The organism is Sphingobacterium sp. BIGb0116, from assembly GCF_024808035.1.
Classification (GTDB): domain Bacteria; phylum Bacteroidota; class Bacteroidia; order Sphingobacteriales; family Sphingobacteriaceae; genus Sphingobacterium; species Sphingobacterium paramultivorum.
In genome coordinates, this window is the sequence record NZ_JANUDT010000001.1 from 602,629 (window position 1) to 615,533 (window position 12,905).

At 39.9% G+C, this 12,905-nt stretch carries 9 protein-coding genes; 1 reads left to right on the forward strand and 8 read right to left on the reverse strand.

What is annotated here, in order from left to right; genetic code table 11:
• Positions 1–78: 78 nt before the first annotated feature.
• The 6 genes from M2419_RS02835 to M2419_RS02860 form a co-directional block, all read right to left on the reverse strand.
• Positions 79–2,541, reverse strand: a complete 2,463-nt coding sequence (locus M2419_RS02835; RefSeq protein ID WP_259254181.1) for a phosphocholine-specific phospholipase C — start codon at positions 2,539–2,541, stop codon at positions 79–81.
• Positions 2,541–4,034, reverse strand: a complete 1,494-nt coding sequence (locus M2419_RS02840; protein ID WP_259254182.1) for a SusD/RagB family nutrient-binding outer membrane lipoprotein — start codon at positions 4,032–4,034, stop codon at positions 2,541–2,543. Before M2419_RS02840 ends, M2419_RS02835 begins: the two co-directional genes overlap by 1 nt.
• A 12-nt stretch (positions 4,035–4,046) precedes the next feature.
• Complete coding sequence (locus M2419_RS02845) at positions 4,047–7,268, reverse strand: SusC/RagA family TonB-linked outer membrane protein (RefSeq protein ID WP_259254183.1); 3,222 nt, start codon at positions 7,266–7,268, stop codon at positions 4,047–4,049.
• 118 nt (positions 7,269–7,386) lie between these two features.
• Positions 7,387–8,736, reverse strand: a complete 1,350-nt coding sequence (locus M2419_RS02850) for an MATE family efflux transporter (protein WP_182331173.1) — start codon at positions 8,734–8,736, stop codon at positions 7,387–7,389.
• A 15-nt stretch (positions 8,737–8,751) separates the two neighbouring features.
• Entirely contained in the window at positions 8,752–9,576 is an 825-nt protein-coding gene (locus M2419_RS02855; RefSeq protein WP_153845784.1) for a siderophore-interacting protein, read from the reverse strand.
• Positions 9,577–9,736: 160 nt separating this feature from the next.
• A complete protein-coding gene (locus tag M2419_RS02860; RefSeq protein ID WP_259254184.1) occupies positions 9,737–10,723 on the reverse strand; it encodes a helix-turn-helix transcriptional regulator in 987 nt (328 codons plus the stop codon).
• 184 nt (positions 10,724–10,907) lie between these two features.
• Between M2419_RS02860 and M2419_RS02865 the strand changes: the two genes are divergently transcribed.
• Positions 10,908–11,168: a hypothetical protein gene (locus M2419_RS02865; RefSeq protein ID WP_046675378.1), complete on the forward strand. Its 261-nt coding sequence runs from the start codon at positions 10,908–10,910 to the stop codon at positions 11,166–11,168.
• Positions 11,169–11,239: 71 nt separating this feature from the next.
• Here M2419_RS02865 and M2419_RS02870 read toward each other — a convergent pair whose 3' ends face one another.
• Both M2419_RS02870 and M2419_RS02875 read right to left on the reverse strand, forming a co-directional pair.
• Positions 11,240–12,076 carry a glycine betaine ABC transporter substrate-binding protein gene (locus M2419_RS02870; protein WP_182983965.1) on the reverse strand — a complete coding sequence of 279 codons (837 nt, stop codon included), beginning with the start codon at positions 12,074–12,076 and terminating at the stop codon, positions 11,240–11,242.
• Between the two features lies 1 nt (position 12,077).
• Positions 12,078–12,905, reverse strand: coding sequence for a proline/glycine betaine ABC transporter permease (locus M2419_RS02875; RefSeq protein ID WP_075993479.1), 828 nt, complete (start codon positions 12,903–12,905; stop codon positions 12,078–12,080).

Below are 12,905 nucleotides of genomic sequence, written 5' to 3' on the forward strand. Positions count from 1 at the left end.
CTCTATTTTGCAAAAGCAAAAGCGCTGTGTTCATCGATCGTGAAACAGCGCTTTCGTCCTAGTATTTAATTGGTTCAGCTATAATTTTACTTTACCCATTAACGGATCCGTCTTACTTGATTTACCAGTCTCTATATGCCCAGCATAGCGGAATTTGACCGCATGATCTTCTGAACTCGTTATTTCGATATCATACCAACCTTCACTCTTGCTGCAATCGATTTCAACCAAAGCAGGATCATCCTTGCGCATTGTCTTAGCATGGAAAAGATCATAGGAACAGTCTTTAAGAAGTAAATCCCAATTTAGCGACTCTGATTGTACACAAAGAATAGGCTTTCCAGCGACTACTTTCGTATATACATCAATAGCTGGAATATGTGACTTTGCGCCTTCAATCGTGCGATAAAAACCATTAGGGCCATGCAATGCAAATGATATGTACTCTCCTACAATTTTATCGAGTTCCCATTCATACGCTAATTGATCCCCTTCTCGTACCGTAAAATTCCAAACTTTACCCGCCGCATGGCCATCATACGCCACATAGGAAATAACATAATAAGGCAGACCCGCTCCCGCTTTAGCTGTATTGAGCCTTCTTTCCAAGGTTGAGCTGATGGAAAGCATCGTTGGTGTATGCTGTACTTTTAGCTGCAATTCATAAGGTAAAGCACAAGCATCCTTCCATCCCTGCTCTTGCATCTGCATAGCTGCATGATACTGACCTGTCGATTTGATTTCCTCCAGTTTTTGGCTGTCGATTTTCACAAAACCTGTTGGGAGCTTTTTATTCCTGGCGGAGAATATACGTTCAACATACTCATCTCTATCCACCGGATTAAGCCTTGTTTTGGAAATTTTATCTACAGGACGAAAAGAAGTTGTTAAGTCGCCACAGACCATTCTTCGCCATTGACTGATGTTTTCTTCTCGTACCACCTTACCCGTTTTCTTCTCCAAAAAATGTTCTAAAAATTGAAGACAGGAGGTGTGGTCGAAAACTTCGGAATTGACCCACCCACCCTTAGACCAGGGTGAAGCTATCACCATTGGTACTCGATAGCCCAAACCAATAGGACTTTCAAAACTTACATTCTTACTATTTCTCCTTTTTCGCTCCTGTTCTAGCGTAACATATTCATCCGAAGTGTCGATTTCTGACACGGCACCCTGATCTTTGTTCGTGCTCAATGGCGGAACAAAAGGAGCTATATGATCAAAATATCCATCATTTTCGTCATAAGTTAAGATGAAAATCGTCTTTTTCCAAACCTCAGGGTCTTTGGTCAATATATCGAGGACTTCGGATACGTACCATGCCCCATACCAAGGTGAGCCCGGATGATCCGAGAAACGACAAGGTGCCACTAACCATGACACTGTAGGTAATTGGCGATCTTCAACATCTTTTCTAAACTGATAAAAAACATCCCCCGCAGGCACCTCAACTTCCTGCCGCTTTCCACCTTCTTTATAACTTAATTTATCAAGTTTGTGAAAGTTGGGATCAGCTAGATTAGTCACAAAAGCATTACGATGAATATCTTTTTCAAATTGGGATAGCTTTTCAAAATTTTCGGGGGTATAATGAATGACATCTCTTTTCAAATCCTCCAATTCCGCTTTGGCTTTGTGCAGCAATTCTTCGTTTGGATTTGTTTCCAAAAATTTATGCAGCTCATTTACCCGTTCTTTCATCCACTGATAATGTGCCAAATGATATCTTACACCATATTGTTGGTGAAACTCCAGGTTGTTATCTGTAAAATTGGCCAACCAATCTTCCTCTTCTCCTTTAAAGCCTACTGGTAAACTTAGTTCATTTTGATAAACTTTCCACGAGACCCCTGCTTTTTGCAGTCGTTCAGGATAGGTTTTCCATTTGACATCCTTGTAGTTGATCTGACCATTGTCTACATGCGCAACAGATTCGGGATTACGGGGTTCTTCACGCACTGTACCAGTCCAAAAATATGATCGATTAGCGCTCGTTCCCGTCAGTGAAGAACAAAAATGCTGGTCGCAAACCGTAAATGCATCTGCAAAAGCATAATAAAAAGGAATATCTGCACGATTATAATAACCCATTGTTAAAGGCATGGCCTTATATTCTGAATTACCAGAGCTCTTTGCTTCCAACCAATTATCCATTTTCCCGTCATGACGAGCAGCAACCATATCACGCCAACCATGCGGAAGCGACCCCATCCAAGTCGATTTACTATTGACGATATCTAAATGGAAAGGTGCAAAATATGCACCTTCCTTATTTCCTTGTATCCATACAGGTAGACCATTCGGTAATTTCATCGCGCGGGGATCGTTAAAGCCACGTACACCCTTCAAAGTTCCAAAACAATGGTCAAACGATCTGTTTTCCTGCATCAAAAAGACAACATGTTCGGCATCCAAAAAAGTTGATCCTTTTGGAGCTTCAATCGCCAAGGCTTTTTGTATTGATTCAGGCAGCCAGTTTATAGCGACTGTACTCCCAGCCAGCATGGCTGCTTTTTTTAAAAATACCCTCCTTGAATCCATTATTTTAACCACCAAGTCTGTAAATTAATATTGTCATTTCCGCCAAATTGTGATTTGATCGCATCAGATACATTCGCAGTATTATTATTGTACTCATCTTGAGGATACATCCAGCGATAGGCTGTTTTCACATTCGCAGATTTACGGAAACTCGGATATCCCGTGCGCAAATGATCAAAATAAGCCGAGTATCCCCCCTGATGAAATGAGCGTAGGTATTTCTGCATCAAGATACGTTCTAGCTTTTGCTCATTGGAGCTAGCTCCGTCAAGACTTACCGAATTTTGTTCAAGATATTTGGCCGCTTGTGCTTCATTTGTATAAGTTCCTAAATTTTTCGCATACTTTTCATAAAATTTGAACGATGCCTGTACTCCTTTGGTATACGTTGCATTGAGATCGCCCGTTATCCAACCTTTCAAAATGGCTTCAGCCAAAATAAACTGCATCTCCGAACAGCCCAATAAGACCAATGGCTCAGCTGTGGGATCTTGATAAAATCGTTCGTGGACTTTCGATAATTTACCTAATACAGCTTTTGCATTCACCTGTGCGTAAGGAACAATCGGATCACCGCCTTCATAAGCCGTAAAGTCATTAATCGCTTTACCCGCTTCTTTACCCAGTCTTGTTTGTGTAGCGACGGCAAATAACCGCGGATCTTTCAAGTCCTGCAATCGTTGGATAAATGTTGAATCCATATACATTCCCGATCCATAACCACTTGAGTTAAACTCCGGATAACGATTACCCTCTTGATTCAAAAAGACGAGTTGCCCATCTTCAGCACCACTAACATCAGTGATTCTAGACTCATTGGTAAATATTTTTGAAAATTCTGTTGCTGCATTAAATGGGAGATCAGTCGTTTTCTTCGAAAGCGTCAATAATACTTTTAGGCGAAATGAATTGACTAACTTGTTCCAATTGCCACTATTTCCACCATAAATAATATCCCCATTTATGGTGTTATTGTTCTTCTTCAGAATAATACTTGCTTCCTCAAGCTCCTTCAATACACCCACCAAAACGTCTTTCTGTGTATCGTATTTCGGTGCAAAAATTGCCGAATTTTCACCCTTTGCTGCTTCTGAATAGGGGACATCACCAAACGTTAAGGTAAGATTATAAAAATAATACGCACGGAAAAATTTTGCTAATGCCAAATAACTTTCAGCGCCAATACGTTCAGCTTCTTCAGTCATCTTGGTAATATTGCGAAGATTACCATATTGCTCAAAGCTTCCTCGTTGCCAATTATAAATTTGATTCGCATTTTCACCATCCGTTTGCACAATCATTTTCAAGGCATATAGTGGTGAGGTACCGTGCCAGGTCCGAAAAGCATCCCATTCTACCTTCGTCAATAAAGCTTGCGGGTGGGTTGTTGTCGCTTCATTTGGATTAACATTTACTTCAGTCAATTTCTGACAAGAAGTCATGATTGAAAGAGAAAATAATCCAAGAAATATATGTTTATTAAATAATTTCATCGTACTACGTTATTAAAACTTAAAATCTAGAGAAAAACCAATATATCGCGTGGAAGGATCTTGTAAGTTTCCATCGTTTCCAACACCAAAATCAGGATCGATATAAGGTACTTTCTTCCACATAGCCAAATTATAGCCAAATAGTGATGCATTTAAGGCCGTAAGCTGTTTTAATTTAAACACCTTATTGACATCATAACCTACCGACAGTCTACGTAGTTTTACAAATGATCGATCAAATACATTGGCAAACAGTTTACTTTCAGACTCTGTAACTCTGGCCTGATAAGGATAATTTTGATTCCAAGCCTGCCAATCAACAGCTTTTGTATTACTTGTATACGTTCGGGTATCTGAAGTAATATTACCGTTCACGTCGCGGGTAAGCTCACCTCCTGTTACGATCACCCCATCTGGCACAAAAACTGGTTTCCCTGCATCGTATTGTTCCTGACGATATAAGACCGAAGAAGGATGCTTTCCACCCCACCACATTTTTTCTATGGTTGTCGAATTCATCACGCCGCCAATAGATCCGTCGAAATCAAGATTTACCTGAAATCCCTTAAATTTGAACTGGTTTGCAAAACCAAATTGCCAGTCCGGTTGAAAGTAACCTAAATACTGTGGAAATGGATTTTTGGTCGGCATACCCGTATTCGGATTCAAGATAACCTTACCATCAGCCGATTTTTCCCAAACAGTACCATAATAGCTGTCTGCACGATCGCCTTTTTTAAGATTACCGTATTTCGCTTGGTTATTATAAATTTCTTCCAAACGCTGAATTGCACGAGACCAGTTTACAGTAGACGTCCACGAAAATTGTTCATTTTTAATTATATTTCCTGTCAAAGAAATCTCCAATCCTTTTGTACGGTATTTATTTCCATTTACTTTACGCGACGTAAAAGCGGATGCTTGAGAAATACTCAAATCGATAATCTGATTTTTATCAACGACATTATAGTACGTCACATCAGCCGAAAGCCTATTTTTAAAGAAAGCCATAGAAGCACCAATTTCTAAGGAAATGGACTGCTGCGGAAGGATATCAGGATTAATAATACCTGCAGGATATGTTACTGATGGCGTCGAACCATAGGTAACATCTTTTTTATAAGTCGCGGCAATGCTATAAGGATCCAGATCAGAAGATACCGATGCCCAGGAACTGTACAATTTAACAAAGTCAATTTGCGCTGGCAGTTTAAAATAATCGGAGATAACACTACTTAGTGAAACCGATGGATAAAAGAATGACTGATTTGCCTTTGATAATGTGGATGACCAGTCATTTCTTCCTGAAAAATTCAGATAGGTCGACTTAAACACATTTAAATTTACCGACGCATAAGCACTTCGGATTATTTTTTCAGTTGTTGTATTTGTTGCCTTAACTGGGCCTTGGGTATTGCCTAAGTTATAGACAAATGGTACAACTAAACCATCTGTAGTTTGATAAAGCTCACGATAATCTCTTTTGAAAGTGGAAGATCCCGCATTAACGGTTACACCGAAATTATCAGACAACTGCTTAATATAAGTTGCTAAGACGTCCGCATCAAAATTGAGCTGTTTGCTATCCCAGTTTTTATAATCCCCATTCCGTGAATCGCCATAATTCATGTAAGACTTAGGACTCTGCATGTCCTGGAATAGATTTTTTTGTCTTGCTGCAGCACGACCTTTGATGGTAAATTCAGGTGAAATACGCCAAGTTAAAGCAGTCTGCCCGGCCAAAATATCTTGATCGTATACTTGGTTCAACTCATTAGCTGCAAAATAAGGGTTGTTGTACCAAGCATAGTTATAGTTTGCTTGACGATAGCCTTCCTGTCCCGGAATATAGAGGTGATCCTTTAATTCCTGTCCATTTACATCATTTCCCATCCACAACAAAATCGTATACATATGATTTTTAGGCCCATATCCATACCTTGGATAATTTGGAGATTTCACTTTATTATAGGATAAGTTAAGATCTAATTGTACCTCAGGAGTAAAACGGTAAGAGGTATTCAAATTTAATCCACCTGTAGAAAGCTTTGTATTGGGCACCTGACCTTTTTGATAGGCATATTTTCCTGTTCCAAATATGCTTACCTTTTCTGAACGATACGATAATGTCGCATTATTTTCGGTAATCAGTCCAGTTCCAAGGAAATCCTCTAAATTGTTATGTGCGACCCAATCAATCGGCACTCTTTCGTAACGTGACTTATCGTTATACTTGGTTCCACTCACATCACCCCACCAAGGAATCACTTCACCAGTTTGCTTATCACGAATCGGACTGTTCCATTGTGCAACCTTTATTCCGGAGTTCAATTTGGGACCCCATGTCATATCTCCATCTGAAATCCCCCCATCAGCACCATCCCAAAACTCATATTTACCGTTGGATCCACTTCCGAACTCCTTCTGCGATTCAGGAAAAACCGTAAATCCTGCAGAAAACATATTACTGGTTCCAACCGAAAACTCCAGCCTATCGCTTTTTGCACTTTTGGTTGTAATTAAGATCGCTCCATTTTTACCGCGTGATCCATATAAAGATGAAGCGGCTGTTCCTTTCAGCACATTGATATTCTCTATGTTTTGACTGGACATGTCGTAAAAATCAGATTCTACAGGAATACCATCTACGACAATAAGTGGGGTCTTACCACGCAATTGAAAAGATGGTGCCTGAAAAATCCCCGTTGGATTATTAACGATCAGACCAGATACTTGTCCCGTTAGCGCTGTACCAATATTCATTGTTTTAGACTCTTTAAGTACGTCTAATTTAACTTCTTGGGTAGCGTAACCAATTTGCTTCTTTTGTTGCTTGATACCAATTGCCGTGACAACAACCTCATCCAACTTTGAATCATCTTTTTCCAAAACCACCACAAGATCCCCATCTGTAGCAGTTATTGTAGCTGTTTTATATCCTAAAGAAGAAACACGGATTTGGTCGCCAACCTGACCTTTCACATTGAATTTACCATTAAACTCTGTACGCGTACTCTGTTTGCTGGTTTCATTGATGATCGTGCCGCCGTCAATAGGTTTGCCGTCCTGATCCTTAACAATCCCTTTAATAATAGCTTGATCGGCAATTTCGAGCTTGGTAGTTTCATTCGCAAAGTTTGCCCATACGCTATCGACATGTGCCGCATTCAGCAATGCAATAGCTAAGGTCACCTGAGCTGTTTTCCTAAATTGAGGTAGTTTAATAGGTTTCATTATTTTGAATTTTGCCCAAAAAAATGAAACCTATATTACTAGAAGATGAGTAGTATATTAACAATGCAATCTTAAAGATTGCTTAACTTAACATTAATATCGTTCGCGCTGCAATCTCCTATACATCAACCTGCATATTGAGCTTCCGCGTGCTTCGTCGAACCGCATAGATGACTATAATGAAAATAATCCAATCTATCGCCGCGCTCGCTACATAAATGCTGTGTACACCAAAATATTTTGGCGCAATAATTAAGATAGGAATATAAAATACAACCTGCCGCAATACACTGATAAAAGTCGCAGGCTTGGCATGATCAATGGAGGGAAACCACACCATCGCCATAAAAATAAATGGAAGAACCAATAAAACACTCATGTAAATTCTGAAATCCATTAGCTGCTGTATTGAAAAAATCGCTCCTGGTATCATGATAGATATCACGGCAACGGGATGCAGCATCACCAGCAACCAGAACGGAAGCAGAATCAGCAGCCCAGTAATGGCAAATAAACGGTACGAATTGATACTTCTCGTATACTGCCCAGCACCATAGTTCATCCCCGTTACAGGTTGCAAAGCCCGCATAAGCCCCCATAGTGGGGTATTTAATAAAATATAAAGCCGATTGACCGCCGTAAAAAACGTAATATCCATATCATTTCCGTAATTGGCCAATGCGTTGAAGACAACAATATTCTGGATTACAATCATGACCATCATGACAAACCCGGGCATTCCTAACGAAAAAGTTTCTTTTAAAATCGATAAATCCCAAGATAAAGACCAAAACTTTGTTTTGAACGAAGCCTTTCCCCCGGCGTAATACCATACACCTAAAAATGTGTAGATGATCATCGATATATTGGTTGCCCAAGCTGCTCCTGAAACACCCCAACCAAAGTGTTCTATAAAAACCGGTTTAAGTAAGACATCAACAAGCAACCCTATTGCAATCATCCAGGCCGCAGTTTTCATACGACCCTCTGCACGAATAATCATATTGAGGGCCAAACCATAAATCCAGAAAAAACTACCCAATATGGTTGCTCGAAAGTAATCCACCCCAAGAGCCAATATCTCACCTCGACCGCCCATCATGTAAACCAATTTGTCGGCAAATACATAGCAAGGGAGCGTAATTATAAGAGAGAAAATAATCGTCAAAAAATGCACCGTACCAAATGACCTATGTAATTTCTCCTGTTGATCCCCACCTATCCAAATGCTAATTGCCGCCCCCATACCTGTTCCGATCAGAGTACCAAAACCTTGTGCAAATTGGGCTAAAGGATAGGTTACACCGACAGCTGCCAACGCTGTATTGTTAATCAGATGACCAACAAAAATACCATCCAGAAAATTGTTCAGACCATACAGGACCATTGCAATCACGGCAGGCCACGACATCTGCCACATCACCCTGCTTAACTTGCCGTTTAAGATCAGTTGTTTCTGTTTCTCCATAACCTATCGTAAACGTTAAGCCCGGATTTCTTCACTCTCACTACGGCGATCTGTAGCAGATTTATCTTCAGCAACTCCGGCTTTCCAATACGAATAAGCATAAAGTTCCTCTCTTCCCCAACCGAGATCCTTACGCAAATAATTGCGAATCTCCTTAACTGTCGAAAATTCAGCAGCTATATAAGCAAATTTATCCTCTACGGGCAAGGATCTGATCTTCACCAAATCCGCCAAAAGGCTACCTTCCTGTGGCGTATCATTATGTAACCAGATAAAATCAATAGCAGCCTTAGTCTTCAATTGCTGTATATCTTCGCTACCATGTACTTCAATCATACAGATTCCCTTTGCCGAAGGTGGCAAATCTTCTAAGATTGCCCCCAGAACAGGAATTGCAGTTGCATCCCCAACAAGGAGATAGTTAGCTGCAACTTTATATAGAGAGGTCTTACCTGCTTTCATTAGAATCCCAAGCACATCGCCAGGTTTTGCAGCCATAGCCCAAGCTGAAGCTGGCCCCTCATCACCATGGGCAACAAAATCAATCCATACCTCATTTCTATCAAGGTTGATACCGCGATGTGTATAAGTTCGAACTGTTGGCCTAATCGCTTCATCCATCGGCTTCCACTGCCCTCGTTCATAATCAAATTCTGGAAAATAAATGCGATCTACATGCTTTGGCGGAATCAAGATCTTGTTATTGACTCCGACGGTCGTATTAGCGATTTGATCCACACCATCACCAGTCAAATAAACACGAATATAATGTGGCGTCAGGTATTCTTTTCTACTTACAGTCAGGGCGAGCTGTATTACTTTCATTTCAGTTTTTCCCATGATTTTCTAATTACGTACATATTTGATCAAAAGATTTCTATTAAGAATCTTTCTAAACAAAGGTAATTATTCGACTTTTATCAAACCCGATTCATGCGCTATTAAAACTTCCGTAAGAAGGAATAAAAGGTCCGTAAAGTGTGAAAAAAGCTATTCCACATTACAAGGTATTTTTTAGCTTACTCGGTGGGATTCCAAATTTACGTTTAAAGGCCTCCGAAAAATGGCGTTGATTTTTGTAACCAACCAAATCAGAAACTTCACCGATTGTTCGATCTTCATCTAGGATCAGTTTCTTGGCATGTTCCATTTTTGCGTCATGCCAAAAACCAAAAACAGTCGTACCAAAGAGCTCCTTAAAACCTTTTTTCAATGTGAATTCATTGGTACCCACCAGATGCGCGAGATTGACCAGTGTACTATTGGTATCCATATTTTTTAAAAGAAACTCACGAACGGCATATATCTTATCGATATCGGCTTGTTTTAACGAAACTGCTACAAAATCTTCTTCCTGAAACTGTTCCAATTGAAGAAGCAAGAGCTCCATAATCTTTGCTTCCAGGAAAATTTTCTTAAAAATTCCCTTTCGTTGACAATTAATTATCTCGTTGATAATTTGATACATATCGTGGGTAATCCGTCTATGCATATTGGTCAGCAATCCCGATTTACCACGGTCAATGGCATTACGAAAATCTGCAAAGAATTTAGAATCGTCGGGTAAGAATCTTTTAAAAAATTCAGGCGATAAGTTTATTTCACATAACTGAAACTCCTGATTCCCCCACTCCATTTGACCACACATTGAATTTCCGTAAATAATATTATGCAGGTAGGTCTCGAAATTTACACCGGATGGCATCATTTCGCTACTCGCCTGACTATTACCCTTTAAAGCAAAGTGCATTTCAACTGTTTCAAAATCACTTTCAAAACGAAATCGCATCCGTTTAAATAATTGTGCATGACCGTAACCAATATGAATACCATCGAAGAAAACCTCCTTGTAAAAACCTTTTCCAAAAGTAGTATCTAAATGTGTTACAGATTCATAAATTCCCGTATCGACAGAAAAGCAGGTACTTGGGTAAGTCCGCTCCAATAATAAATTGGGTGAATCAATATCATATAATCTTAGTGCCATTTTTAATTCCTTTTAGGATTCAAATAGTCTTACGCACATTAGGCAATATATCTTAGCAGAATATTCCCTTCGACGGACATTTTACTCCTTTATGCAGACCCCATAACAATAGAATGCCTGCTATCTTTGACTAAAGTATAAAATTATTTAGAATCATTCTTAATTATTTTAAAAATAATTCACTATGGATACAAATAGAAATCAGGATATGGCAGACAACTTTCCACTCATCCAGGATAGCATTTATAATAACATCAAGATTGCCAATCCAAATGCAACGAAACATGATATTATTTTAGCCGCAGAAAAAGCGAAAGTCTTAGATTTCGCCTGGGAATTTCCAAAGGGGCTCGACACATGGATTGATGATAGCAGATATCCTTTATCCAGCATACAACAACAACAAATCCAACTGGCCCGTAAATTTTTAAGGGCATTGTCGTAATGACAATGCCCTCCTTATGCTATGCCGTGCAACGTGCTGCGGTGGCATAACTATTTAATCACCTCAGTTAACTATAACCAGCCCTTTACGAGATCGTTATGTTTCTTGACCCATTCTTTTGCCGTAATTGCTTTGTTCTGGCTTCCCTGCATTTGTGACAACAAATCAGCCATTGTTGATTCATCAAAGTGGACTTTCGAGAAAAATCGGGCTAGCTCCGGTTGCTCAATGTTAAAGTCTCCCCGTGCAAAAATTTTAATTTGCTCGGCATCACCCAATGTCTTTTTGGGGTCATCCAAAAACTTCAATTTCATTTTAGCAAACATCCAATGCGGTTGCCAGCCAGCTACCACAATCCAACGTTTTGCTTTGATCGCGTTTTGCAATTCCGTGATCATAGCGACGGTAGATGAGTTCACATGCTTATAATCGAGGCTATAATCTTTGATCACCTGATCCACCGCACGTGTTATTCCAGCCCCCTTTTCTATACCAATGATCCTACTATCAAACTCTTTTTCATGTTTTTTCAACTCTTCAATTCCATCAATTGTTACGTAATCCGGTACAACAAGTCCATTTCGCGCATGGTTATAACTCGTTCCAAGCTCTTCAATATTTGGGAATTTAGCCACTTTACTTCCATGGGTCAATGGCAGCCAGACATCCATATATAGATCTGTATCGCCATTGTTCATGGAGGCTAAGATCATATCTGGCGTAGCCCGCTGGATAACAACATGATACCCCTTTTCTTCCATAATAACTTTTGCGACCTCTGTCATTGCGACTCCTTCGGCCCAGCCATCGACCATACCGATATGAATAATATTTTTATTCCGGCCTGTGGTGCATGAAGCAAGCAATAACACCATCAGACACAACACCATACTTTTTATTTTCCTCATACTATGCTTTCTTTTTTACAAAGCCCTGCGTGATCCGATCCAAAATAATAGCGAGAATCACAACGGACAAACCGCTTTCAAAACCAAGACCAATATCCAAGTTGTTGATACCCTCAAGCACTTTTTCTCCCAAGCCACCAGCAGCAATCATTCCGGCAATAACAACCATCGATAGAGACAGTAATATGGTTTGATTGATCCCCGCTAAGATTGTTTTTGTAGCCAAGGGCAGCTCTACTTTAAATAAGATCTGACTATTGGTAGCTCCAAATGAACGTGCAGCTTCCACAATATCTTTTGGCACCGCATCAATCCCTAGAGTCGTCAAACGGACAGCAGGTGGCATAGCGAAAATAATGGTAGCAAAAGCTCCCGGGACTTTACCGATACTAAAAAATAACACCGCTGGAATCAAGTAAACAAAGGCAGGCATCGTCTGCATTAAATCAAGTAAGGGCCGAATGATTTTCGCTGCTAGTTTATTCTTCGCGGCCCACACGCCCAAAGGAACTGATATAACCAATGCTGTCAGTGTAGCTACCAACACCAGGGCCAAAGTCTCCATCGTTGCAATCCAAAATCCCATCAGATAGATCAATGTTAATCCCACCAATGTTGTCAATGCAACCCCTTTCCCAGATTTCCACCAGGCTAAACCTGTAAATAATGCGATGATAATAAAAAAAGGTATTGTTGTTAGCACCCATTCCAGCCCAATAATGGATGCATTCCCCGTATTTTTTATCAAGTTAAAAAATGGTTCTAAATGATCTGTCAGCCAATTGACGGCTACAGCAATGTATTGTCCTATATCGATTACTTTATTCAT

Bases quoted from the DNA above. Each gene is read 5' to 3' on its own strand.
- M2419_RS02835 (WP_259254181.1), bottom strand. From the start codon at position 2,541: ATGGATTCAAGGAGGGTATTTTTAAAAAAAGCAGCCATGCTGGCTGGG.
- M2419_RS02860 (WP_259254184.1), bottom strand. From the start codon at position 10,723: ATGGCACTAAGATTATATGATATTGATTCACCCAATTTATTATTGGAG.
- M2419_RS02870 (WP_182983965.1), bottom strand. From the start codon at position 12,076: ATGAGGAAAATAAAAAGTATGGTGTTGTGTCTGATGGTGTTATTGCTT.
- M2419_RS02850 (WP_182331173.1), bottom strand. From the start codon at position 8,736: ATGGAGAAACAGAAACAACTGATCTTAAACGGCAAGTTAAGCAGGGTG.
- M2419_RS02845 (WP_259254183.1), bottom strand. From the start codon at position 7,268: ATGAAACCTATTAAACTACCTCAATTTAGGAAAACAGCTCAGGTGACC.
- M2419_RS02875 (WP_075993479.1), bottom strand. From the start codon at position 12,905: ATGAATAAAGTAATCGATATAGGACAATACATTGCTGTAGCCGTCAAT.
- M2419_RS02855 (WP_153845784.1), bottom strand. From the start codon at position 9,576: ATGGGAAAAACTGAAATGAAAGTAATACAGCTCGCCCTGACTGTAAGT.
- M2419_RS02865 (WP_046675378.1), top strand. From the start codon at position 10,908: ATGGATACAAATAGAAATCAGGATATGGCAGACAACTTTCCACTCATC.
- M2419_RS02840 (WP_259254182.1), bottom strand. From the start codon at position 4,034: ATGAAATTATTTAATAAACATATATTTCTTGGATTATTTTCTCTTTCA.